This window comes from Vibrio sp. 2-1-2a (genome assembly GCF_032648565.1).
Lineage (GTDB): Bacteria > Pseudomonadota > Gammaproteobacteria > Enterobacterales > Vibrionaceae > Vibrio > Vibrio diabolicus.
On record NZ_WBOH01000003.1, the window covers coordinates 317,444 to 340,798 of the forward strand.

Sequence of the window (23,355 nt, forward strand, 5' to 3'; positions counted from 1 at the left end):
AAATTAGAGTTCGAACTCTGATTAAAATATCAGTGGATTTGGAGCTAAGTCAGACGCAACTCATAAATGCCGAGCCGTTGAGAGCGGTCAAGCGTCTCGAACTCGTGATCAATGTATTCTTTTAATGTAGCACCAGCACGCTCAGCAATATTGATGCTGGCAATGTTGTCTTCCATACAGTGGAATTGAATGAATTGCGCGTGCCCTTTCTGCTTCAAAAAAGGAATCAACACCGCGAGTACTTGGTCGATCACTCGGTGTCCTCGCCCATTGTTGGCAAGCCAATAGCCAATCTCAGTGACGCGTGTGTGCGAATCCACACCTTTAATGCCAATAACACCCGTAAACTGCCCATCAAAATAAATAGCGCACCAGTGGGCATCTAACGCTTTGCTGTTCACGCGCTGAGAGATGTAGTTCACCGCTTCTCTGCGGTTGGTCACAAAGTCCGTCCAAGGCAAATAGCCAGAGAGGCTGTTTCGATACGTGTTCACCACTTCCAGTAAAACGGTCGCGTGTTTGGTGGTAAGAGGCTCAATTGAGACCCTGTCTGAAACAGAAAAACTGGCCTGCATGCTATTTCCTTGATACGCCTTTTGGCACATGACCTCATCCATCCACATTATCCCTTTTTCAGTAAACACTACTCACAAATCCTACCGCCTCATTGCGTTGAGAACAAACTTCCATATTCGTTATTTCAAACGTGCTTAAAAGGATGGTTATCTCGTCTAGTCTGTTTGTTCAATCAACGTAAATGGCGTCAACGACTCCACATCCACGTAATGCCTCCACACATGTTCGTAAAGGTGGTGCTGATTTGCAAACGGCGCTAGTCGCTTTGCTTCTTCAAGCGTACACCAACAATACTCTGTGTGTTCTTCGTTAAGTACAACCGATTGGTTAGGTGGACAAAGTAATACGAAGCATGGAATAACCATGATGCGGTTATTTTTTGCTTCGTAGAACTGTTCTAGAAAGTCTGCAGTATGTAACTCAACATCGTCAATTTGCGTCTCCTCTTTCAGTTCTCTGAGAATAGTTTGCCATCCGGTTTCACCGGCCTCTACACCACCAGCAACATGGCACCAATAATCACCTTTAACACGTTTGAGCAACAGCATTTTATCGACGCCATCAATTTTAGAAATGACAACGCCAGAAGTATGCGTTGCTTGTACTGGGATCATGTATGCTCCTTAAATAGCTAGATATTTCCTAGATGCGCTCCATGCGCGAATGAAAGATAGGGTTGCTTGAGAACCCATAGTCTACTGCTTATTCTCACTCTCGGCAGATGTGTTTGAATATCACGGATCATTTTGTGAGCTGAGTATGCTAAAGTGCGATCTGTCGCAACAAATGAGCAGTAAAATGTCTAATTCATTCAATACTCTGGTTCCCATTGGTGTGCGCTTTATGGTGCTCTCCGCATTCGGTTTCGCGCTAATGTCTGCCACAGTAAAGCATGTCAGTCTTCATGGTATCCCTGTATTTGAGATTGTTGCAGCGAGGGCACTCGTCTCACTTGTTATCAGCTATTTAGATGTTAAGCGAAAACGAATTTCTGTATGGGGCAATAATAAGCCATTACTGTTTGCGCGTGGCGCAGTGGGTACCATGGCATTGATGTGCGTATATTATTCGGTGACTACCTTACCTTTGGCAGAAGCGACCATCTTCCAATACATTCACCCAGTATTTACTGCGCTCCTAGCCGTCTTTTTCTTGAAGGAACGCATTCAACCATCGACGTTCCTTTGTATTGCTTTGTGCTTACTCGGCATCTATATAATGGTAAGTCCAGAAACAGGGCAAGAAGCAGAGCGCACTTTACCTATGTTTAGCGTAATGATTGCAATCTTGGGCGCATTTGGTAGCTCAATTGCTTATGTCATTGTTAGAAAACTTAGCCAAACTGAAGATAGTTCAGTGATCATTTTCTATTTCCCTCTAGTTGCTCTGCCCGCTTCACTCTTACTGATTGGCGATGATTTTGTTATGCCCGACCTGTATCTGACGTTCATGTTGGTTTTGGTTGGTGTATTCACCCAAGTTGGGCAATTGGGATTAACCAAAGCAATGCAAACTCAGCAAGCGGGCAAAGCGTCTGCTTACTCGTATATTCAGATCGTATTTTCTGTGTTGTTAGGCATCATTTTCTTCGGCGAAATCCCGCTCATCTGGACGTACATCGGTGGTGCACTAATTGTAGCGGGCGCACTCATTAACGTATTTGGTCACCATTTGCGCTTGCCATTCGTTAAGCGCAGCGCTTAACCCTTCAGCCCTAAAGCGAGACAACACTAAAACGTAAAAAGCCAGAGTCGACTCTGGCTTTCTTTTTTATGTTTAACCTGACGTTAAGCGGATAATTTTAATCCAGCGATACCAGCTACAATAAGCAATAAACTCAGCAATTTTATTAGCGTCGCGGGCTCGTTAAATATGTAGATACTGACGATTGCCGTTCCAATCGCTCCTATACCTACCCAAACGCCGTAAGCGATACCGAGTGGTAGCGTCCTTAATGCAATTCCAAGTAACCAAAAGCTCAACACCATAAACGTAACGGTAAAGCCAGATGCCGCCAATTTGGTAAAACCTTGTGAGTATTTTAGTCCGACAGCCCATGCCACTTCGCATAAGCCAGCAATGAAGAGAATTCCCCAAGCCATGTCATATTTCCCAACGAGATGGGGTCGTCCCCGAGAAAAGATAGAGCGGTGAGGTCGTCCTCACTTCTTTGTGACTCGCTATTATATACAGAAAATTGAACGTAAAAAAATAAGGCCCTGATATTTCAGGGCCTCTTTACATAAAAATCGCTAGGGCTTAGCGATGATGAATACGGTACCATCCGTCAACGTAAAGCTAACCTCACTGGTTTTCTTTCCGATACCGGATAAACTGCACTCGTTATCGTTATCACACGGCGTATTTGAAATAACATTCCACACGCCATTCATCAAGCCAGAACCAGTAATAATCGCCGTCCACGTTTTACCATTGTTGATTGATTGTGTAGTAACTTCATCAGATGTTGGTGGCGCTTCTTGTCCTACATAACTTGCTTCCACATTCAAGTTACTGTAACTGCTGTAAGCGTACACGCCAATGTGCCACGTTCCTTCATTCGGAGAAGTAATACTACATGCTTCATTACTGTTGCTACTGTATGAGCGACAATCGTAGCTGGTTAAACTTGGTTCACTTCCCAGCTTAACGTAAAGATCCGCATCGCCGTTTGCTCCCGATGTGGTAACAGTAAAGTCTGAACTGTTGGTAGGCACATCAATCGTAAAACAATGCCACTCACCAGTAGATGAAGAGTCTATGTTGCTGGAAACACCATTGTTTAGGGCGATAGCCTCACACGTGCTAGATGGTGGCTCGACGACTCCGCCATCAACTGAAACACCGACCTGAGCAAAAGCGTCGGCTACATCATTCGCCGCCACGTTTAAGCTTTGGGCGGCCGCCAATACACCCGCAGCTGCAGAGTCAAACGTTTCACTTGGCGTCCAGTAGTTCTGGTTAGCGTACGCAAAAACCTCGAACGCCTGTCGCGTTCCCCAATTGTACTCAACCGCCAATAGATAAAACGCTTTGTTAAACACACCACTTGAATAATGCACATCCATGCCACTCACATACTGAGACGCGTGATCAATTGAACGACCATCAAGGGGCGGATTATCCATATAGCGCAACGCCGCATTGGCAGCCTTTCTAATATCGTACCCAACTTTCCAATCGTTAGAACCACGTGAATAGAATTCAGCCGCCTCACCTGCCATATCTGAGAAAGCCTCATTGATTCCGCCAGATTGCTCTGAATAAATCAGATCAGAGTTTTGTTCTGTAAATCCATGGCTAACTTCGTGCGCTGAGACATCTAAACTCACTAAAGGATAGAAATAACTCGCACCGTCGCCAAAAGTCATGCTCGAACCATTCCAAAAGGCGTTTTCATAGCGTTTGCGGTAATGCACTCGCATTTGAAGCTGAAACGTTAAGGGCGCGGTATTCAGCCAATCTTTGTACATGTCGTATACCACTTTGCCAAAGTAATGCGCATCATTTAACGGGCTGTACGCTCCATTAATTTCTTTAACACTATTGGTTGGACAAACGAACGTATGTGTATTGCCAGACGTCCTACCATTCAAGTTAATGGTTTTGACCACGCCTGGAATATCCATCAAACACGTATCACCAGATTGCTGGACTAATAGAGACTCAAAATCCACACCATAGTGATAACGACCAATTTTTTGGTTTCCTCCCGGACCATTCGCTTCTACGTGCGCTAACCCCTCATATTGCAGCAAAATGTTTCCTGTTTTAGCATCAACAAGAAAGGTGGGACGCGTAGGCTTACCACCATGCTCATTATCAGCAAAAAACTGGACAATATAAGCTAAGTGCGCCACGTCACTTTTATCGACATAAATACGCAAACCTTGGCGCTGATTATCTATTTGGTATCCGTTTTCACGGTACGGCTTTTGCGTTGAAGACATTACTTGAGAAAGCGACAATTTAGGCACCATATCATTGATATCTCGGGCAATATCCTTTACGAGAGTGCCGTTGATATGCTTGATTTGGCCCTGTTTATCACGATGTACGACAATTTGCTTGCCCCAAATCGGGACGCCTTTAAACATCTGCTGATAACGACTATGCGTACCGCCGTTTTTACCTTGGTTGGTTTTCAGCTTTTGTACACGATTTCCATTTTGTAAACCTAACACACGATCTATATTTTGTGTGGCTGCAAGGTTGCGTTTTTCTAAAGCAACAACAAGACCATGGTTTTGCTCTAGCCGTTCGGACTGAGCGGCGGATAAAGATGTTGAAAAAAAAAGTGGTGAAGCAAGTATTGCCGTGACAAATAGCCTGCTCTGATAGTTTGATACTGAACCCATCGGTTAGCCCCCTATTTTGCATCAATAGCAAAGCCAAACTGACCAGTTCTATTTGTTTGTTTCTCACCCGAAAGTAAAGTCAAACTTATCGTAATCATCCCGCTCATTGATTTTAGCACACACAATCATACAGCTTATGTTTTAGTGCCATTTCATCTATTAAAAGCGACACCGTTTTTTAACAATTTGCATATAACCTTTTGGTGTTGAAAGTGTTGCGTTTATTGCACAAATCACACAAAAACTAATTGAACATGTAAATATGAAAACGTTTGTGTGATTGATATCGCTTAAAACAATTACTGATGACTTTAATATTCAGCAGAATCAATTATAAGGTATGACGTACCCATGAAAACAATCAAAACCTCTATCGCTCTCCTTGTTGGCGCCGCTCTATTATCTGGATGTAATGACGACACTGAATACGTCAATGTTCAGCCTAAAGAAGTAAAAATAGCGACTTACAACCTCTCTTTTGACCGTGCAACTTTTGAAGCTTTAGTGAGTGAAATGCAAATTGAACCAGCGCAGCAAACTGTATTGGTTACTGCCTATTTAGACGGTTCTATCGCCGCTGAAGACAAAACCACTGCGGAAAAAGTCATTCAAATTCGAAACGTTGCTGCGATTATTCAGAAGAATCGCCCTGATGTTCTTATGATGGCGGAATACAACAACGACGGAACAGGCGAAAACAAAGCAGCCCTTGAAGGCTTCCAGAAGAACTACCTGTCTGTCGCGCAAAGCATCAATGGTGCAGGTGGTGAAGCGAACCTTGAACCTATCGAATATCCTTACGCGGAGTCTTACTCTACCAACACAGGTTTGCTAAGCGAGTTTGACCTCGACAACAATGGAACAGCAGGTCAAATGCCGGGCGATGCATGGGGCTTTGGCATGTACCACGGTCAATACGCCTTTGCCCTAATGTCTAAATACAAGATTGATACGGCAAATACGCGTACGTTCCAAGCGTTTAAATGGAAAGATATGGAAGGTGCGAAGATTCCAACCATTACTATCTGTGACGGCTCACAAAAGATTCCAGATGGCATGAAGTGTGGTGATGAGTGGTACTCTGCAGAAGAATGGGATCAAGTACGCCTATCTTCTAAAAACCACGTAGATGCACCAATTATCATTCCGACTCGCAATGGCGAGGAAGTTGTGCATCTACTGATGTCGCACCCTACTCCACCAGTATTCGATCCAGGTAAAAACAAAGCGCAAAACGCAGCCGAAGTAGAGTTCTGGCATCACTACATTCAAGGTAAAGACTATTTCTACGACGATGCAGGTAAGAAAGGCGGCTTATCGAGCGGGGCTAAATTCGTAATGATGGGCGATCAAAACCTTGATCCCGTGGCCGGTGACGGTATTAGCTCTGTAATGCAAGAACTGCATAATGATCCATTGGTTAACCAAACCATGATGAATGGCGAGCTTTATCCGACAAGCTTTGGGGCAGCCGAACACGCTGTTGACCGCAGCTCCACTCACCCATATCCAAATCGCATCACTTCGACGTTTGGCTTGGGTGTAGATTATGCCTTGCCTTCTGCAAACCTAAATGTGGTGGACTCTGGCGTATACTGGTCAGCTTCTTATGAAGAAGGTCGTAAGCTATTTAACGATGCGCGTATTGGTAAGTATGGTGATGGCAAAGATGTGTCTTCCGACCATCGCATGATCTGGATTAAAGCACAGTTCTAAACTGTGTCATTTAAATAAAAAAAAGCCAACCACAAGGATTCGTGATTGGCTGTATATATTTGTGAACAAAGTGGTTCACTAACAACGTCAGTTGGCTAGGTGACCCTCGGCTTAGAAAGGGTCACTCATACTAAAGCATGAGACGTGCCAACTTTGTAGCGCACAAAAACAGGTTGTTATTTAACCACTTTCATTAAAACTTCACCAATAGCCACTGTTTGCTCACGCAATGAATTGCAATTTGCAAATTATAATTAGCATTTCGCAATAAACCCTACCGTTAACTTTTGTTCTATGGCTTCCTAGCCAAATCACGTGCGAGGATTAATGCGAGTCCGAATACTTGTAAGAAGAGCCCGATATTCTTGTACCAAGCGATCTTTTCATCTTGCTTTGCCATTACCTCATTGAGCTCTACATTCTCAATGTAATAGTCATCAATGCGATCTCTATACGAAGCTTGTGCTTGGTTTATCTTTGACATTAGCTGAGGGAGTTTATCTATTTGTATTTCATCCGATTCGTGATGAGTCCAAGAGGATAAGTGCCCTTCCAATATCTGTTCTATCTCCGAAGGTATCGCTGCGCTCTGACCTATGTGCAAGTGAAGCAGCAACGCCTCTCTTTTTCTTTCTAGAGTTTCAACGCTATTCCACGCGAGTTGGATGGAATACAAGTTTTCCGCCTTTTGCTCTGCGAGTTGCGAATACTGTTTGCCAAGACTATCAAGGACCAAGCTAGTAAGAACGATCGCGCCAATATTCAGTACTAACCCAATCAGAACGAGTACCCATGGCGGCGGGATATAGCTACGAAGACTTACCATAACTTATCGTACGGAAGATAAATCATATTCAACACAACCAGCGAAAGTATCACTAGGAATGTCACCTGCATGCCCCTAACACGCCTTTTTAAGTCCTCTTTCAATATACCTCGAGCATGGATAATTCGACCGATCACGAAAATAATGCCTGTGAGATGTATCCAGGTTGGGTAAGCACTATTGGATTCTAATAGTGCCATTAGAATCAGAGTAATGGGGATATATTCTGTCGCGTTACTCTGTGCACTACGAGCGATTTGGAGAGCCTCTACTCCTCCGTCAGCATAAGCAACCTGATTTAAGCGACGCTGCTTAATCACTTGAACGGCCAACCAAATAATCAGTATTGCAAGAATGCTAGCGTATAGAGCTGTGATCATATGTCGTCCTTTTTGATCCGGTTTTCATTATATAGCGTGTCACTTGGCTATAAATATAGCGGTATCCTAATGATAATGCGTCAATTAACCTCAAATTATGATTTGACTCGAATATAAGAAAACGAGCAAGAGAATACTTTATGGAACTAAAAACGCCCTCGAATAGAGGGCGTGAGAGTGGAATCGTGAATATTCAAGAATAGTGCACTATAAAGGATGATTGGCCAACTTTTTACGCTTATGCCCTTTGACAATACTTTCAAAGATTGTAAATAACAGCCCCACCCAAATAAAGGCAAAAGTCACTGCTTTAACTTCATCAAACAGTTCACCGAAAAACATCACAGCCAAAACAAATTGCAAGCTTGGTTCAATATATTGCATTAAACCAACTGTCGATAAGTTTGTTATACGTATCGCGATAGAATAAAAAATCAGTGGTAAAAGCGTGATCGGTGCGCTGCCAAAGTACAAAAGCAATGTTGTGATATCTACGCCTGAAGCCAACTCACCCACTGTCCATTGTTTGTAAAACAAATACGCCACGGCAACTGGAGTCAATAGCAGGGCCTCAACAAACAAGGTGGTGCTCCAGTCGTATGTTATCTTCTTCTTGTACAAGCCATACAAAGCAAAGAACAACCCCATCGTTAGTGCGATAACAGGCAACTGGCCATAATGAATCACTTGATACATCACGCCAATTGTTGCTAGCACAATTGCGATGAGTTTGCCTTTTGAAAGCTTATCTCCAAGAATAAACACGCCTAACGCCACTGACACCAACGGTCCAATAAAAAAGCCTAAGCTTGCATCAATGACTCGATGGTGAGTCAAAGCCCAAGTGAACGCACTCCATGAAATACACATCAAACTGCTCGCGACAAACGTGTACCACAAAGATTTTTTGTCACACCAGATTTCTTTCCAATTCGGTCCTCGACGGGTTATACCAAGCACAATTAAAAAACCGACCGGAACTGAGCCGATGATTCGCCATGCCAGCAACTCATCCATTGAAGCATTCGGTAAATAACGATAATAAATGGGTAGCAGCCCCCAAATTACAAAGGAGAATGCTGCCATAAAAGTGCCATAACGAGTGTTATTCATAAAACTATCGCTCATCTAAACGAATAAGTCAGCGCAAACAAATCGCGCCATGCATAATAAAAGGAACGCGATATCCCTGTGAGTTTAAGATGCTGAGGGCATTACTGGTTCAACGCTTGTACTACTGCTGTAAACCCACTCACAAAACACAACATAAGTGCTCCAAACCGAATTTTTTCTTTTGGTAACGATTGGGTGGTTTTCATCGCGAGCCAATACCCAAGTGCTGCCGCAGGTAATAGCGGAATAGTAATCACCAAATGGTGTAATGTGAAGAAACCAGCGGGAATTTGAACAACGAGCGAAATGATGGAACTGAAAACAAAAAATGCCGATAGGTTACCACGTAACTGATTCGCTTCTTGATGTTGCAACAACAACGCCATCGGTGGGCCTCCAATCGCCGAACTGGTACCAAACAATCCAGAAAAGAATCCTGCTAATGTCATACGCGATGGTGTGGGTTCAACCCGAAACGGTAAAACACTCACCACAACCGCGAATAACACCAAAAAACCAATCCAAAGTGTAAGGGCTTGAGTCGAGACAAAAAACAGTAGCAAGCCGCCAGCGACCGATCCGGGCACACGCCCAATCAATGCCATTTTTAAACCGCCGATTTCAACACTACTGCGGTGCTTCATCGCATTCATCAACGAAATAAATAACGCGACTAAACAGATTGGTGCAGGCACATACTCCGGCGCCCAAAGAATCAGTAAAGGTGCGGCAACAATTGCCAAGCCAAAGCCTATTGCGGTTTGTACATAAGAGCCAAGAAATATTAGCCCTATCGCAAGCAAGTTTATCGAATCGAATTCCATTTAGATTATTCTTATATTTGAAAGCCAAACACGAAACCAAAGCACATTCGCACGATGAATGCGTCGAGTGTGTTGTGATATGAATCTCGCGTAGCATTCATCAAAGTGAACAAAAAGACAATCCATTTGTGCGGTTTGCCGTCACTTCTTTTCGTCTTTCATTCAGCCGATGTACACGTATGCTTATATCTAGGCGAATTCATGCTCGACTGTTCATGCAGCATTTCTTCCACGGAATTAATGACTGCTCAAAAACGGCCGCATTAGACCTTTGACCCCTCCTCCCGCTCTATATAGGCGTAGTCGATTCTCACTACATCGGTATAGCACTTTATGACTCATCGCTTTATACTATTGATCATTTTGTCATTACCGTACTTATTTACACAACAACAAGTGTACGGTCAGTGTTACTTTTTCTACCTTTAACTTGCTGTGAAAATAATATGAGAAAACAAACTGGATTTACTCTAATAGAGTTAGTCGTAGTTATTGTCGTGCTTGGCATTCTTGCTGTCACTGCCGCACCACGCTTTTTAAACCTTCAAAGTGATGCGCGTGAAGCGCGTTTAGAAGGCATGAAGGGCGCGATTGCATCAGCGCTTGGTGCCGGTTATGGGAAAATGGCGATTGCAGGGTTGGAACACTATCCATATATATCAAACAAACACACAGACGCAGGTTCAGGTAAAGGCCCTGAAAATTTGCCTTTCTCAGGCTGTGAGTTGAATGGCTCTCTTAGCTGTACATTTAGGTACGGTTACCCTGATGCAGATGAAACAAGCTTAGCTATATTAGTCTCAGAACTTGAGAATCAGTATGGAGATAGTGACTGGAAAATTGTTCAAACTAACAACATTAAAGTCGTCATTTCAGCAAGAGATGATAAAAATAGCAGTTTAACTCAATGTGGGATTTTATATGGGCCACCGCAGGGTCCAAACGAAAATTACACCTTGGAAATTCTTCCATGCTCACAATAAAATAAGGCTGCCCATCGGCAGCCTTATTTTTAATCTTATCGAGTTTGTTTACGCAAAGTTAAACACGTATTTATCCATCATATTCACCATACGGCCAATCTCTGGCTTGGTAATCGTATCATTTGCGCCAAGAGACAGTGCTTTCGCTCGGTTATCCTCACTCATCAATGATGAGAACATAATGATCGGCATTTCATGAAACGCTTCAGTATCGCGTAGTCTCTTCACTAAGTGCATACCATCCATTCGAGGCATTTCTACGTCCGTAACCACCGCATCTAACAGCTCTTTAACTGGCAAGTTTTCTTCTTTCGCAACCTCGATTAAGCTCATTAATTTCTCATGAGCCTCACCACCGTCTTTACAAGTGATCACATTGTAACCTGAAGAAGCTAATGTATCTTGAATCAAAGAGCGAATAAATGCTGAGTCATCCACCACCATGATCGTTTTAGCATTACGCTTACCCACCATTCTCTGGTTTAGATCTACCGACTTATCCCCTTTCACATCGTATTTTTCCATACTCAGCTCTGGGTTAATATCCGCGATGATTTTTTCAAAGTCGAGAATCATGATCAGGTTGCCTTCTTTGCGGACAACTGCCACTACACAATCTTGTTCGCCCGCTTCCAAAAACTGACTTGGTGATTCCACATCATTCCAAGAGATACGATGAATACGTGAAATACTATCAATCAGAAAGCCATTGGTCATTTTGTTGAAATCAGTAACGATAACAAACTTACGCTCTAGGTCCTGGCGTGTTGGTACACCTAACCAACCAGCTAAATCAACTAAAGGCGTCAATACATCTCTGGACGAAAACACCCCGATCATGTGAGGTTGTGCGTTTGGATAATCGGTTGTCTCTGGTACGCGAATCACTTCTCGTACTTTCGCAACGTTGATGCCGTAATAACAAGTTTTTGTGCTGCCATCCGGCAATGTTTTTTCTAAATGAAACTCGATGATTTCAAGCTCATTGGTACCACTTTCTGTCAAAATGGTGCTGGTTACGTTACTCATAAAGCCAATTATCCAACCAAAATACGCATCAGAAAAAGTTTGATGCAAACGCCATGAGAAGCCATTCTCAGGCTAAAAATCCAAGCATCCTTTTTAGTCGTTACAACAAAGTTTGTAAACCACCAAAAGGACGGCCAACGCACATTTCCATATCAAACTGTGAAAAAATGTCTCATTTTTGAACAGGATAACATGAGTTAACTTAGTGCGAGCTTACCTTCCCACTTTTAGCGGCCATTTCGATGAAAAGTTTAGGGTTAATATTGATGTTTTTCGTTGGCCTATCACTATACCCACACATATAAAATCCCTCGTGTATTGGCGTATTCGACAGTATCTTATTCAATTGTGCTCAGTGAATTTCAATTATAGAAAATGTCATTTTCCTTTCCATCAGAAAGGTTTTTCCTACAATCCCTCTTAATACAATCATATTGCGTTGGGCGGTATGACAGTTCGGATAGTAGTGAGGCTCCATTTGAATAATGTTCTTATCATTGATGACCAACCACTTTACAGCGAAGCACTAACTTCTCTTGTTGAGAGCGTAATCAACACAGCCGAAGTCATTCAGTCGAAAGACAGCGCAGAAGTAATGGACTTAGTTCGAAATACAAAAATTGATTTTATTATTCTAGACGTTGTCCTTGGTGATCGAGATGGTATGCGTTTGGCGAAGAATATTTTAGCAACGGGCTATCAAGGTAAATTACTTTTCATTTCTTCACGCGACTATTCCAGCCTTTCTAAAGCGGCTTACGAGATGGGAGCTCATGGTTTCTTGAATAAAAACGAGACAAAAGAAGCGATTGCTGACGCGATTGTGAGTGTCTCACGTGGGTACTCTATGTTTAAGTCTACTCACGCTCCTTCTACTGGTGATGTCACGCTATCCAATCGCGAAGCCATGGTGTTCCACTACTTAGCTCAGGGCTATTCAAATAAACGTATTTCAGAACAACTATCGCTCAGCGCTAAAACCATCAGCACTTACAAAACTCGTATTTTGAAAAAATACCATGCAGATTCATTGATTGAATTACTGCATACGATCCCAAGCGCTGAAAACATTCAATGCGATCGTTAGTTCTTCATATATTTTGCAATGGCATCGGTTAATATCTGGTGCATTACGTCGTGACGATGGCTTTGCTTCATCTGAATTACAACCTTTGGCCAGCCGTTGGGGTAATAAGATTCAGGAATACGAATAAAACGGTATCCTTCGATTGGCGCCTGATACTCCAGAAAAACCGTCGCCGCCTTTTTTTGTTTGAGCAGCTTTAGCACACTGCTCACGTTATCTAGCGCTGCAATTCGATTGATCACCATACCGTGATTCTCCATTGCTCGTTTTGCAAGCTGCTCTTTCTCTTTCCAACCGATAATTTCAAGCATAATAAATGGCAGTTTGGCAGCCTCTCCAAGAGTGGTGATCCCAAGCTCTTCCGGAACAACAACCACAGCAGGCGCGTAGCCAATAAATTTCTGATGGATAGATTTTGGCAATTCATCATTGAAGTAATGAAGCTGGGCATCCACTTTGCCTAAAAGGATTTCGTCCACCGTATATTCCGTGATGGTTGCGACAGTAATATGAGCTTTAGGAAACAGCGTCATTAAATCCATCGCCAACAAGTGTCCAAATGAGTACTGAGCCGTTTGGGGTAAACAGACCGTTATATCCTTACTGTATTTTTCTGGTTTGAATTCTGATCGAACTAAGCATGTTTCTAAGTTATCTAATGCATCTGCAATTTTGGGTAGCTGACGCATCAGAAAGTTGGTGGGTTCTAAATGATGTGGGTGACGAATGAATAGTTCATCACCAAGTTGGATGCGTAAGCGAGCAAGATATTTACTGATCGACGCCTCACTCTTGCCCAAGGCTTTCGCTACGGGTTTAAGCTGACGATGCTTTTCTAACAGAACCAGTATTTTTAATAGGTTTAGATCAAGGTCTTTGTTCACGATACAGTACCAGTTGGGTCTTATGCTAATCAGCAATCAAAGGAGCATTATGCATTGCTCGACTAATATAAAAGACCAAGGGTACTGCTTGGTCAAATTTATCAAACAGTTATGTCATGGTTATGTATTGTTGTCCTCAAACACGCTGTTTTTTCATTTCATATAACTCTTCATCTGCTCTCACGATCACCTCTTGCAGCGTTTCATCCTCTTCGCGCACAGCAACACCAGTACTAACGCTGATCTCTATATCTAATGTATTTAAACGATTGTGTTTAACAACGCCACGGAGCTTTTTCGCTAACATGGAAGCTTTGCTCATGCTGCATCCGGGCAAAATAATCATATTTGATAGAAATTACTATTTTTACAATCATAGCTTACCCCCATGTGAGTTTGCCTTATATCTAAGTACTTCTCATAGTAGAGGTAAGCCATTATCCTAGTTTCTGTATTAAAAATTAAGACATTTAAAGCATTTATTGAGTCATATAGTTCCTTGCCATCAACGCCAGACTCCTTATAACATTTTTTAATATAGATATGCTCTTTGTAAAGCTCATCCGCAACTAGTTTATTTTCCAGCCTATCTAATTTGAAATTATATTCCAGTATTTTTGTTGCATACTTTACATAGCGAGAAACAAATTCTTTATCAACCTCGCTTACCGAAAGATAACCGATAGCTTTATCAACGTCATCACGAATACTATTTCTATCTAAGTCTATCCCGACTAAAGAATCCGACGTATCCTTAATTATACGTGTGTTATATACATATACCTCCAGTTGTTCACTCATTCTTAGATTTTCTACTTTACCATAAGAATAACAAGAGTTTCCTAAAAACAAAATTAGCATTTGTAAAACATAATTAAGCTTCATTTATCAATCCGAAAATATTGTAAACAATGTTCTATATCTAAAAATTAATCTATGTAATATTAACGTATGATTTATACTCACCACATTAAATTACCTTCAATTCAAATAAGAAAACTTTGAGCCCAAGAATAGGGCTCATATTTAATATATCGCTAGTATTTATCGCTCTACCCACTCTAAGCTTTGTTTATAATTTTTAGTATTTCCAACCTATTTCGACGCCATCTAAAAATCAGCAAAGACGTTTAAACACCACATAAAATTGAGCACATAAATATTAAAATCACGACAGCAACTAGTGGATTGCACATTACTCTATAGTCAGTACAACTCGACGGTTACAGCCAGATACTTTGTTTTCATTTACCTTACAAATCGGCGCAGACTCACCGAATGCTTTTTCAACAATCCTGTTGCCTAGACCTAAGCCTTGTTTCAGGTATGTTGTTGCGGCATTCGCGCGACGAGCAGACAAGCCTTTGTTATAAGCTTGAGAACCGACCTCATCAGTATGCCCTTCAACAAGAACATGAGTACCCTCGTCAACCAGTTCCAAGTATTGTGAAATCGCTTGTTTGTGAGCATCTGTTAAACGGTATTTATCAGTATCATAGTTGAGGAACAACGACATCGAGTTCTTATCAAAGGTGCAGCTGTCGGTGGCATTCACCCCCTCAACCTTAACTACTCTTTTATCCTGTACAATAGAACGTTCTTCATTTACCGTCACCGCTAACTTACCAACAACCTGAGTGACTTTGGTTTCGGAACTTTTAAGAATTTTAGAGCTCACGTAGTTTTCATCATGATTAATACAATTAGCGAGTGCGACATTTGAGGTAAAAATAATCGCGATTGATAATAATTTTTTCATTTTAATCTTTTAATCGTCCTGTCTCTTCGTTAATCAGATTTAATATATATTTGTAGACATCTTTACCATTTTTTGCGTGATAAATATTTTTCTCGCCAACACAATCACCGAACCCATCGTCTTTTTGTACGTTGTAGTTAACACCTATAACGCCCATAGTGACTTTTGTTTTTTCACCTTCTAACTTCGCGTGTTCACTTTGAAACTTATTTTCTTTGCTAGAAATTCTTTTCTTGAGCTGTTCACAAAGGTTGTGTTCACGCACTAATGACTTCAAGAACTTGTCGTAAACTTGTTGGTACTGAATATAACCATAACTGTCTCGATAACTTTTTGTGACTACATCGTATTTGTTTCTATACGTACTATTTCTATGGAGATGGTCAGGGAATCGTACGTCTGTATCTGCACCATCAGAAAGGAAGATAAACACCTGTTCCGGGTTACGATCTTCTTTCTTCACTTTGTCCGCTTCTTTCGCTGCTGCAATCAAGCCTAACCAAGAGTCGGTACCGCCCCCTTTTGCGGGCATTACCTTGTTGGAATTCAATATATTGATAAAGTCCTGATAGTTGTCTGTTATTGGAATATCTCGTGCCTGATTATAATAACTAGAGTGGTACACGTTTTGTTCATCCACAGACTGGTCAAACATATCATCGACAATGCTTTGGAAAGATGCTTCTGTGTGAGAAAACTCACTTGCATAGTCGTAGAATTTTAGTCTGCGATCCTTTTTATCGTATTTCACGTTGTAGGCGTTGTAAGTCAACAAGGCAACGCGACTCTTCTTATTCTCACCGGTTTTGAAGTCCTTCAAATCTTCGACAACCTTGGTGATCGTTTCCTTCACCACCTGCATCTGAGTTTTGTTGTTTTGCCCATACCACAGGTTACTCATCGATTGACTGGTATCCAGTATGAAGTAGATATCCACCGGTTGAGGTAAGTATTTCCGGGTGATCGAGTCGCCAGACACTTTGAATTTTGGCTCTACGCCGATTTCATTATGTGAAATCCATGAATCATGCTCAGAGGTGGCAACCACGGTGAAGTCTGCAAATGGCGATAACTCATTGGCTTTCTGAACACAACCGTCTTTGTACTCACACTTCTTGGTCGATACATTGATCTGAATGTCGCTAATATTGTCGGTAATATATAAGTCAACAATTCTCTGCGCATAGTCTTTGTCTTCTTGATTGTCTTTGCCCGGACTTGCAATCAAGGCAAGACTCGCAACTTCAGCCGCCTCTTCTATTTTTGAGTGCGCAAGCAAACGTTGCGTATAGCCAACAGAAAACGAGAAAGTGATGATTAATATAGGGAGAAACGAAAGAAATATGATCCCAGCAACCCCTTTTTGCTTAGTGAAGCGATTCATATTAAATCCTTGCAAATGAATAGGAACTGGTCACTACTTTGATCGGCTCACCGCTCATAAGACCGATAATGTTAAACGGCGTTTTGTAGCAAAGAGACACGTGATAAAGAGGAAGGCGTCGGTTCTGCGTGGTCAAAGGCAATAGTTTTGTTGCTTTTTCCACTGTAATGTCCTCTAGATCCGGAAAATTACACCCCGCCGTCATGCCCTTTAAGGCGGTGGCTCTAACAAGCTTCTTATCTTTATCAATCAAAGATAGCTCTAAGACTCGCATCCCCAGCTCATTTTCGTCAAAATCTGGTAGTGTGCGTTTCAACATGCCTTTCGCCATATCGAACGAATTGTTCATGTGTGTCTCGCACTGCTTACCTCCTGCGCCGCAAATATCAAGTTCATTGGCAAACAACTGTCGGCGTTCACTAATAACACTGACGATCGAATACACCACCCTATCCAACTGCCCTTTTTTATTAACGGCGATGGTGTAGTTGATATGCATGGCAATAATGGAGCCAAAAAAGAGTAAGACCAATGCAAGCTCAACAATAAAAGCACCGGTTTGCTTTGACTTAGTTACCACAACTGATCTCCTCTCCTAACTTGAACGTGCAGCGCTCGTACTCCTGAACCGCGACCATCTCACGACTAATGTTCATGCTTGGCATAACAAAGTTAAACAGAGGCTGATAGGTGAAGCTCAATTGGTATATGGCAATTGGCATGTTGACTGAGTTTTCAGCAGTGTCGCCTTTCTTGATGTTTGGGCATTCACTCAACGCTTTTCCACTGCGATTACAATGGATAAAGTCAGTTAGGTTTTTAAAGTAATAAACCGATGCCGAAACCGTTGAGTGATCAACAACTTTTGACCATAGTGCACCACCACTTGATTCAAGCTTGGTTTTTATTACGTCTTGGTAGTCGACTTTTTCAGTACTGTGAGAGCTGCCTTGCTTTTTACTGCTCATCACTGCTGTGGTTAATGCATGATCCGTGACGCCCATTGAGTACGTTAAAACCGACAAGTCAAACCAAGTAAACAGAACCATTAGTAAAACTGGCAAGCCCATTGCGGTCTCAACCGTCAAACTTCCCTTTTGAAACTTGATCATAGCTCGACGTACCTTTTCTTCGTGTAATCAACAACAAAGGCACCTTTGATATCCATATTTTCAAGAAATTTCTTTGCGTCATTGATATCACTGAACTCACCAATGCAGTAACGCTTCCATAAGCCGTGCGTGTAGGAATACACACTTCCATAATTGCCTTTCAGATAGTTTAAGTAATCCGAAGGAATCACCTTATAGGTTGCCAAAACTTGAATTCGGTAAATTGAAGGTGCTTTAGGGCGTAAGTTTTTTGGATCTAGAACTGAGCGTGCTACGTACTTTGGTTTCAAATCGACTGATTTCGTTTCCATTTCCATATTTTTCTTTTCCTTTACTTTAGCGACCTGCTTTGGTGGAACTGTTTTCGTTACTTTTTTAAGAAGCGGTTTAACGCTCTGCATGAGTTTTTTCAGTTTGACTCGCGCTTCCTGTTCGCTGCTGTCGTGCTTTAACACTTCCAGTGCTACGTCAGGTCGGTGTGAGCGAGTCGAAGCTAATAGTAGATTTGAGCGGACTTTTTCATCGTTCGGATTAGCCGCAAACAAGCTGTAGAGCAGTTCCATCGCAGGTTCCGGACGACCTTGCAACATCATCACGACGGCAATATTGTTATTCGCTTCTCGGTCCGATGCGCCGTTTTTCTTGCCGTCGTTGAAGTTGACGATTGCACCGTTGTAATCTTTCTTACGCGCTAAAATCTTGCCTTTTAAAAGATAATAATTACCCTTCGGACCACCGTTTTCTAAATAGTCATCTAGATAGCGTTCACTTGCGTCATAATTACGTTTTAGATATTCCAACTTAGCTAAGATGTAAATAATCTCTGGATCTTCGAGGTCTTTCTTCTCAAGAGTATTTATGTATAACTCGGCAGACTTTTGGTCTTTATTATCGAGGTATAAATTGATCAGTTTTATCTTATAGCTTGGAACTTCAACCAAATTTGCTTTATAAAACTCGATCAGTTGTTCAGTTTGTCCAGCATTAGTTAGTAGTTTTTCTTTGGTTACTAATTCCTGATTGATGGTTGAACAACCACTTAAAAGCAGTAAAATAAAAAGGGAAATATAGTTTTTTACATTCATTATCCTAGCATCCTCATTATCCCTGGCGCTGCGATTAGAACAACAATAGGAACCATGATAAAAGCGATCATTGGTATGGACATTTTTGCCCCCATCTTTCCTATTTTTTCTTCCAAATCGAGCATGTTTATTTCTCGAATATCAGAAGCGAGGGAAGCTAATACCGCACCTACTGATGAGCCGTACTTCAAGCTTTGAGTAAGAGTCATGACAAAGCTTTGCGCTTCTGTGGTTGGAACCAGATCATAGAACTCAGTAAGCGCTCGATCCAAACCAACAATTTTGGCTCGTTCTGACGTTTTTTTAACAACATAAGCCAGGTTTTCATCGACTGTTTTTAGCTCGTTCGACAGATATTCCAAGCTCGCTTCGAGCGTCATCCCGGTATGCACACACACATTCATCAAGTCGAGCAAGAAAGGCAGTCGACTACTGACGTGACGAACGTTCGCATTCCCTTTCGATGAAATGTACATATCTGGCGCAATCAAACACACAAGCATCGAAAGCGAGAATGAAATAAACGCAGATGAAAACTCCATGTCTCCCAGCATGTAAGAATAACCAATAAATGCTAAGCAAAATAACAGTGGTATAACCTTCAGCAGGTAATAAGCTTGCGCAATAAAATCACTATGAATCCCTGCTCTAACTAAGTTGTTTTTTGTTTCTTCTTTATTAAAAGACAGGCGCGAAAGTTGTACTGCCAACTTATCCGCAAAAGGCGTCTTTTCTTGGGTTGAGTCAATGATCTTCTTTGTCGAAATATTCGCTTTGGTTTTATCAAACACTTTTAACGAGTAATACGCGACAGATAGTGAAACAAACAACCCTAATGCTAAAAAGATGAATTTAATGTCGACCATTACTTCACTCCTCTTAATATCATATAGATAAAGAAGAATCCGATAGCTTCACTGACCAGCACGTAATAAAAGATAGGTTTCCCACCTTCTTCAAACATCACGAAGTTATAATTTTCAGGGCTGGTTACTTTCAAAATCATGATAAAGATTACCGGCAGAGCCGCGATAATTTTTGCTGAAGCACGCGCCTCTGACGTCAGTGCATTTTTCTTCTTCTCGATTGCCCTTGCTTCAAACATGATGCGGTTGATGCGGTTAATGACATCTTTTAGTTGGCCACCTCGACTCAAGTTGATTCGAATCGTCGCCGCAAAGAAAAAGTACTCAACATAAGGGAACGACGCAGCACTTCGCGCCAAGACATCATCTGGGTCTTCACCGATAAGTAGGCGCTCTGACATCTTCTTGAACTCTTCGCCTACTTCATTATCAAGCTGAGTGCCCACATATTCGAACGCATGGACAATACTCTGGCCCGAGGAGAGCGCACCAGAAAGAATGTTCAGCGCATCCGGGAAGTTATCCTGGAATCGCTGCGCTTGAATGCCACTAAGTTTGAGAATAAACATCACAAATAGTATTGGCTCCAAAGCAAGCAACACTTTCCAATACTCAAACATGAAGAACCAATCGTTAACGAAGTAAACCGCTAATGAAGAGCCCGCAAAAAAGCCAATTAATTTGATTCCTGCATGAGGACTCAACAGCTTTTTCAACTGCTTAAATTTATCCTTAATCTTTTTTCGGTAGCTGATATCAAAGCTTTCTGAATCGATAACCGCTCGAGAGCCAGAAACGCCCTCGAACGTATTAGATTGCTCAATGATCGATGTGATTTCTTTCTGTTTTTTCGAATGCCCAATAAACAGAAACAACGCAATTACAACCCATAGCAAAATGACAATCAGCATCATGAGAACAGCTCCTGCAGCGCCCCATCCAAGCCAAAGAACTTCGCTCGCTCATAAATTACAGAGCGCTTAGAAAGACCTGGCGTTCGGAATTCGCCCGAGATTTTGCCTTCATCACCCATTCCGTTGTTTTCAAACCGGAAGATATCTTCCATAACAACGTTGTCACCTTCGAGACCAACAATTTCACTGATAAACAAGATCTTACGACTTCCATCATGGAGTCGTCGTACTTGGACTATCAGGTCAACCGCACTCACGATGGTTCGACGAATCGCCTCAAGCGGTAGACTGGCTGTCGCCATCATTACCATACTCTCCACACGAGCAATCGCATCACGAGGGGTGTTCGCGTGGAGCGTAGACATTGAGCCATCGTGACCAGTGTTCATTGCTTGAAGCATTTCAAACGCTTCACCACCACGACACTCACCAACAATGATTCTATCTGGTCGCATACGCAGAGCGTTGATTACCAAATCTCGCGCAGTGATTTCACCCGTCCCTTCAACGCTTGCTTGACGAGTTTCCAATCGAACAATGTGTGGTTGTTGCAACTGAAGTTCGGCCGCATCTTCAATGGTAACGATACGTTCACCACTACCAATGAAACCGGACAATGCGTTCAACAAGGTTGTTTTACCTGAACCCGTACCCCCAGAGATAAGGATGTTGCACTTACAATGGCTGGCAATCGAAAGCAGTTTTGCCATTTCAACCGATAGCGCGCCAAACTGAACCAAGTTTTCTAGCTTGATTTTTTGCTCTTTGAACTTACGAATCGAAATGGATGTCCCATCGATTGCAAGAGGCGGAATAACAATGTTTACACGACTTCCATCTTCCAAACGAGCATCACAAAGCGGTTTTGATTCATCAATTCGACGCCCCACATTTGAGGCAATACGCTTAGCAATGGTGTTGAGCTGTTTCTCGTTAACAAACTGAATTGGTGATTTTTCTACCTTACCGTTCAATTCGATAAAGATGTCTGAGGGACCATTGATCATGATGTCCGAGATTTCATCGTTATCAACCAACGCTTGAAGGGGTCCAAGACCTTTCAACTCGTCAAGCAGTGCTTTAACCAGCTCTAAACGCTTTAAGCTACTGATTTGAAGTTGCTTCTTCTCAATAAGAATATTAACGGAGTCTTTTAGTTGGCTCTCAAGCTCTAACGGTTCAACGTCAACTAACGAGGCTGCATCTAAAGCGTCAAAGATTTCGTCCCGGATCTCGATATAAACTTCTTTCAAGTGATTCATTTCTTAAACCACGCGAACTTTTTCTGTACTTTGACTTTTTTACCCGTCAACGAATTCACAATATTGGCAATGGCAGGTGCAAACTTAAGCTTTGCCGTATTTTGAATGCCTTGTTGAATAATGAGCTTCTCTAGATTGGCTTCATAAGCAAAATCAATCGCGTCTTTGGCTTTGATTTTCTCTTTCGCCCCTTGAAGCGGCATCATGTAGTCCTTCTGAGAGCGCGTCATCGAGAAAATCACTCGATGCTCAGACTTACCCAGCTTCTTCTTGATTGAGTGGTACGCTCTTAGTGAGGCCACAGAAGGTTCACAAACAATAAAAATACGGTTGTATCGGTCACTGATGTCTTCTGCTGTCAACTCATCAATCGCACTGAGCGGCATGGAATCAATGATAAAGTTGTATTGATCAACCAGTTCATTAGAGATGCGAAACAACGAATCTACATGATCGCTCAAGCAAGCAACGTTCTTTTCTAATGTGAGGAAGTTGAGCTTATCTTTAACGGGTTTTACATAGCTTCCAGCAATCGCGGCATCCAGTTCAGACTGGTTCAAATCAATGCTGTTTTGCTGCGCTTTTAGCCCTTTTAAGCCTAGAAATATGTCTGAGTTTAGTGCGATGGTGTCATGCTCAACAAGCAAGGTTTTTAAATTAGCTTGTTGACTCAAACTGTGTGAAAGAAAGGCACTGATCGTGGACACGCCCACCCCACCTTTGCTACCAAGCATTAAGACTCGCTTGGCAATGCGAGACTTCTTCTTAACTGTTGGTGAGAATGTCGCAGCACTTGACTCTTTAAGCGCCCCTAACAAACCATCGAGTTCAGGGTCCCAAAGAATGTAGTTGGCACCCAATGACAAGACTTTATCTCGCATCAGTATTGAGTCCATGTTACTCACTACAATAAGAGAAATGCTGACGTCTAATCTTGAAGAGATCTCCGCAACTTCTGAAATCAACTCGCCACATGCTCTTAAGTCAAGAATGACATGTTTTATTTCAGCGTTAGTTTTATGCCAACTTTCGTCATCAATATCGTCGACTTTTAAAGGTGAAGCGAAACCTTCGATTGCGTAGAGCTCGTCGATTGCTTGAAGAAAAGCCAAATCATCTGAAACAACCAGATCAATGGTGTTGTTCTTCTTATCTTTGCTTGATGAAGTCGTTTTGAATAGGTTATCTAAATCCATT

General features: G+C 42.0%; 24 protein-coding genes and 1 pseudogene. 4 read left to right on the forward strand and 21 right to left on the reverse strand.

Annotated elements, in window-relative coordinates:
- Positions 1 to 44: 44 nt before the first annotated feature.
- Both F7Y48_RS09830 and F7Y48_RS09835 read right to left on the reverse strand, forming a co-directional pair.
- Positions 45 to 617, reverse strand: coding sequence for a GNAT family N-acetyltransferase (locus F7Y48_RS09830; protein ID WP_049873552.1), 573 nt, complete (start codon positions 615 to 617; stop codon positions 45 to 47).
- 114 nt (positions 618 to 731) lie between these two features.
- The gene (locus F7Y48_RS09835) at positions 732 to 1,190 is read right to left on the reverse strand and encodes an NUDIX hydrolase (RefSeq protein ID WP_301613437.1); all 459 of its coding nucleotides are present in this window, start codon (positions 1,188 to 1,190) and stop codon (positions 732 to 734) included.
- Between the two features lie 184 nt (positions 1,191 to 1,374).
- On the opposite strand from F7Y48_RS09835, the gene F7Y48_RS09840 reads away from it, so the two are divergent.
- The gene (locus tag F7Y48_RS09840; RefSeq protein WP_005395238.1) at positions 1,375 to 2,280 is read left to right on the forward strand and encodes a DMT family transporter; all 906 of its coding nucleotides are present in this window, start codon (positions 1,375 to 1,377) and stop codon (positions 2,278 to 2,280) included.
- An 83-nt stretch (positions 2,281 to 2,363) separates the two neighbouring features.
- On the opposite strand, the gene F7Y48_RS09845 is transcribed toward F7Y48_RS09840, so the two are convergent.
- Together F7Y48_RS09845 and F7Y48_RS09850 are read right to left on the reverse strand one after the other, a co-directional pair.
- Positions 2,364 to 2,678, reverse strand: coding sequence for a DMT family transporter (locus F7Y48_RS09845; RefSeq protein ID WP_005395239.1), 315 nt, complete (start codon positions 2,676 to 2,678; stop codon positions 2,364 to 2,366).
- A 150-nt stretch (positions 2,679 to 2,828) separates the two neighbouring features.
- Positions 2,829 to 4,934, reverse strand: coding sequence for a M4 family metallopeptidase (locus F7Y48_RS09850; protein WP_316683732.1), 2,106 nt, complete (start codon positions 4,932 to 4,934; stop codon positions 2,829 to 2,831).
- Between the two features lie 351 nt (positions 4,935 to 5,285).
- Between F7Y48_RS09850 and F7Y48_RS09855 the strand changes: the two genes are divergently transcribed.
- The gene (locus F7Y48_RS09855; protein ID WP_316683733.1) at positions 5,286 to 6,650 is read left to right on the forward strand and encodes an endonuclease/exonuclease/phosphatase family protein; all 1,365 of its coding nucleotides are present in this window, start codon (positions 5,286 to 5,288) and stop codon (positions 6,648 to 6,650) included.
- 292 nt (positions 6,651 to 6,942) lie between these two features.
- On the opposite strand, the gene F7Y48_RS09860 is transcribed toward F7Y48_RS09855, so the two are convergent.
- The 4 genes from F7Y48_RS09860 to F7Y48_RS09875 form a co-directional block, all read right to left on the reverse strand.
- Positions 6,943 to 7,476, reverse strand: a complete 534-nt coding sequence (locus F7Y48_RS09860; protein ID WP_005395242.1) for a hypothetical protein — start codon at positions 7,474 to 7,476, stop codon at positions 6,943 to 6,945.
- The gene (locus F7Y48_RS09865) at positions 7,470 to 7,856 is read right to left on the reverse strand and encodes an MAPEG family protein (RefSeq protein WP_005395243.1); all 387 of its coding nucleotides are present in this window, start codon (positions 7,854 to 7,856) and stop codon (positions 7,470 to 7,472) included. Before F7Y48_RS09865 ends, F7Y48_RS09860 begins: the two co-directional genes overlap by 7 nt.
- A 207-nt stretch (positions 7,857 to 8,063) precedes the next feature.
- Positions 8,064 to 8,969 (reverse strand): EamA family transporter RarD, encoded by a 906-nt coding sequence (gene rarD / locus F7Y48_RS09870; protein WP_005395245.1) that lies wholly within the window; start codon positions 8,967 to 8,969, stop codon positions 8,064 to 8,066.
- 101 nt (positions 8,970 to 9,070) lie between these two features.
- Entirely contained in the window at positions 9,071 to 9,793 is a 723-nt protein-coding gene (locus F7Y48_RS09875) for a sulfite exporter TauE/SafE family protein (RefSeq protein WP_054867404.1), read from the reverse strand.
- Positions 9,794 to 10,239: 446 nt separating this feature from the next.
- On the opposite strand from F7Y48_RS09875, the gene F7Y48_RS09880 reads away from it, so the two are divergent.
- Positions 10,240 to 10,776, forward strand: coding sequence for a prepilin-type N-terminal cleavage/methylation domain-containing protein (locus F7Y48_RS09880; protein ID WP_176319368.1), 537 nt, complete (start codon positions 10,240 to 10,242; stop codon positions 10,774 to 10,776).
- 48 nt (positions 10,777 to 10,824) lie between these two features.
- On the opposite strand, the gene F7Y48_RS09885 is transcribed toward F7Y48_RS09880, so the two are convergent.
- Positions 10,825 to 11,805, reverse strand: a complete 981-nt coding sequence (locus tag F7Y48_RS09885; RefSeq protein WP_025998672.1) for a chemotaxis protein — start codon at positions 11,803 to 11,805, stop codon at positions 10,825 to 10,827.
- 478 nt (positions 11,806 to 12,283) lie between these two features.
- Here F7Y48_RS09885 and F7Y48_RS09890 point away from each other — a divergent pair, with 478 nt between their 5' ends.
- Positions 12,284 to 12,892 (forward strand): response regulator transcription factor, encoded by a 609-nt coding sequence (locus F7Y48_RS09890; RefSeq protein WP_005395257.1) that lies wholly within the window; start codon positions 12,284 to 12,286, stop codon positions 12,890 to 12,892.
- On the opposite strand, the gene F7Y48_RS09895 is transcribed toward F7Y48_RS09890, so the two are convergent.
- The 12 genes and pseudogenes from F7Y48_RS09895 to F7Y48_RS09950 form a co-directional block, all read right to left on the reverse strand.
- A complete protein-coding gene (locus tag F7Y48_RS09895; RefSeq protein ID WP_316683734.1) occupies positions 12,889 to 13,776 on the reverse strand; it encodes a LysR family transcriptional regulator in 888 nt (295 codons plus the stop codon). The genes F7Y48_RS09890 and F7Y48_RS09895 overlap by 4 nt on opposite strands.
- Before the next feature lie 136 nt (positions 13,777 to 13,912).
- Positions 13,913 to 14,116 (reverse strand): annotated as a pseudogene (locus F7Y48_RS09900) (diguanylate cyclase domain-containing protein); the annotation flags it as partial.
- Positions 14,117 to 14,118: 2 nt separating this feature from the next.
- A complete protein-coding gene (locus F7Y48_RS09905) occupies positions 14,119 to 14,661 on the reverse strand; it encodes a chromosome segregation ATPase (protein ID WP_316683735.1) in 543 nt (180 codons plus the stop codon).
- 310 nt (positions 14,662 to 14,971) lie between these two features.
- Positions 14,972 to 15,535, reverse strand: a complete 564-nt coding sequence (locus tag F7Y48_RS09910; protein WP_258505503.1) for an OmpA family protein — start codon at positions 15,533 to 15,535, stop codon at positions 14,972 to 14,974.
- A 1-nt stretch (position 15,536) separates the two neighbouring features.
- A complete protein-coding gene (locus F7Y48_RS09915) occupies positions 15,537 to 16,919 on the reverse strand; it encodes a TadE/TadG family type IV pilus assembly protein (protein WP_258505514.1) in 1,383 nt (460 codons plus the stop codon).
- A 1-nt stretch (position 16,920) separates the two neighbouring features.
- Complete coding sequence (gene tadF / locus F7Y48_RS09920; protein ID WP_258505558.1) at positions 16,921 to 17,499, reverse strand: tight adherence pilus pseudopilin TadF; 579 nt, start codon at positions 17,497 to 17,499, stop codon at positions 16,921 to 16,923.
- Complete coding sequence (locus F7Y48_RS09925; protein WP_005445962.1) at positions 17,489 to 18,031, reverse strand: TadE family protein; 543 nt, start codon at positions 18,029 to 18,031, stop codon at positions 17,489 to 17,491. Before F7Y48_RS09925 ends, tadF begins: the two co-directional genes overlap by 11 nt.
- On the reverse strand, positions 18,028 to 19,116 hold the full coding sequence (locus F7Y48_RS09930) for a tetratricopeptide repeat protein (protein WP_258505562.1): 1,089 nt from the start codon (positions 19,114 to 19,116) through the stop codon (positions 18,028 to 18,030). The genes F7Y48_RS09925 and F7Y48_RS09930 overlap by 4 nt, the downstream gene beginning before the upstream one ends.
- Complete coding sequence (locus tag F7Y48_RS09935) at positions 19,116 to 19,982, reverse strand: type II secretion system F family protein (RefSeq protein WP_258505564.1); 867 nt, start codon at positions 19,980 to 19,982, stop codon at positions 19,116 to 19,118. The genes F7Y48_RS09930 and F7Y48_RS09935 overlap by 1 nt, the downstream gene beginning before the upstream one ends.
- A complete protein-coding gene (locus F7Y48_RS09940) occupies positions 19,982 to 20,896 on the reverse strand; it encodes a type II secretion system F family protein (protein ID WP_258505597.1) in 915 nt (304 codons plus the stop codon). Before F7Y48_RS09940 ends, F7Y48_RS09935 begins: the two co-directional genes overlap by 1 nt.
- The gene (locus tag F7Y48_RS09945; protein ID WP_005445970.1) at positions 20,893 to 22,158 is read right to left on the reverse strand and encodes a CpaF family protein; all 1,266 of its coding nucleotides are present in this window, start codon (positions 22,156 to 22,158) and stop codon (positions 20,893 to 20,895) included. The genes F7Y48_RS09940 and F7Y48_RS09945 overlap by 4 nt, the downstream gene beginning before the upstream one ends.
- Positions 22,155 to 23,354, reverse strand: a complete 1,200-nt coding sequence (locus F7Y48_RS09950; protein ID WP_005445972.1) for a CpaE family protein — start codon at positions 23,352 to 23,354, stop codon at positions 22,155 to 22,157. The genes F7Y48_RS09945 and F7Y48_RS09950 overlap by 4 nt, the downstream gene beginning before the upstream one ends.
- Position 23,355: the final 1 nt, after the last annotated feature.

Coding starts and splice junctions, on each gene's coding strand:
- F7Y48_RS09830 (WP_049873552.1), bottom strand. CDS start 617: ATGGATGAGGTCATGTGCCAAAAGGCGTATCAAGGAAATAGCATGCAG.
- F7Y48_RS09835 (WP_301613437.1), bottom strand. CDS start 1,190: ATGATCCCAGTACAAGCAACGCATACTTCTGGCGTTGTCATTTCTAAA.
- F7Y48_RS09840 (WP_005395238.1), top strand. CDS start 1,375: ATGTCTAATTCATTCAATACTCTGGTTCCCATTGGTGTGCGCTTTATG.
- F7Y48_RS09845 (WP_005395239.1), bottom strand. CDS start 2,678: ATGGCTTGGGGAATTCTCTTCATTGCTGGCTTATGCGAAGTGGCATGG.
- F7Y48_RS09850 (WP_316683732.1), bottom strand. CDS start 4,934: ATGGGTTCAGTATCAAACTATCAGAGCAGGCTATTTGTCACGGCAATA.
- F7Y48_RS09855 (WP_316683733.1), top strand. CDS start 5,286: ATGAAAACAATCAAAACCTCTATCGCTCTCCTTGTTGGCGCCGCTCTA.
- F7Y48_RS09860 (WP_005395242.1), bottom strand. CDS start 7,476: ATGGTAAGTCTTCGTAGCTATATCCCGCCGCCATGGGTACTCGTTCTG.
- F7Y48_RS09865 (WP_005395243.1), bottom strand. CDS start 7,856: ATGATCACAGCTCTATACGCTAGCATTCTTGCAATACTGATTATTTGG.
- rarD (WP_005395245.1), bottom strand. CDS start 8,969: ATGAATAACACTCGTTATGGCACTTTTATGGCAGCATTCTCCTTTGTA.
- F7Y48_RS09875 (WP_054867404.1), bottom strand. CDS start 9,793: ATGGAATTCGATTCGATAAACTTGCTTGCGATAGGGCTAATATTTCTT.
- F7Y48_RS09880 (WP_176319368.1), top strand. CDS start 10,240: ATGAGAAAACAAACTGGATTTACTCTAATAGAGTTAGTCGTAGTTATT.
- F7Y48_RS09885 (WP_025998672.1), bottom strand. CDS start 11,805: ATGAGTAACGTAACCAGCACCATTTTGACAGAAAGTGGTACCAATGAG.
- F7Y48_RS09905 (WP_316683735.1), bottom strand. CDS start 14,661: ATGAAGCTTAATTATGTTTTACAAATGCTAATTTTGTTTTTAGGAAAC.
- F7Y48_RS09910 (WP_258505503.1), bottom strand. CDS start 15,535: ATGAAAAAATTATTATCAATCGCGATTATTTTTACCTCAAATGTCGCA.
- F7Y48_RS09915 (WP_258505514.1), bottom strand. CDS start 16,919: ATGAATCGCTTCACTAAGCAAAAAGGGGTTGCTGGGATCATATTTCTT.
- F7Y48_RS09925 (WP_005445962.1), bottom strand. CDS start 18,031: ATGATCAAGTTTCAAAAGGGAAGTTTGACGGTTGAGACCGCAATGGGC.
- F7Y48_RS09930 (WP_258505562.1), bottom strand. CDS start 19,116: ATGAATGTAAAAAACTATATTTCCCTTTTTATTTTACTGCTTTTAAGT.
- F7Y48_RS09935 (WP_258505564.1), bottom strand. CDS start 19,982: ATGGTCGACATTAAATTCATCTTTTTAGCATTAGGGTTGTTTGTTTCA.
- F7Y48_RS09940 (WP_258505597.1), bottom strand. CDS start 20,896: ATGATGCTGATTGTCATTTTGCTATGGGTTGTAATTGCGTTGTTTCTG.
- F7Y48_RS09945 (WP_005445970.1), bottom strand. CDS start 22,158: ATGAATCACTTGAAAGAAGTTTATATCGAGATCCGGGACGAAATCTTT.
- F7Y48_RS09950 (WP_005445972.1), bottom strand. CDS start 23,354: ATGGATTTAGATAACCTATTCAAAACGACTTCATCAAGCAAAGATAAG.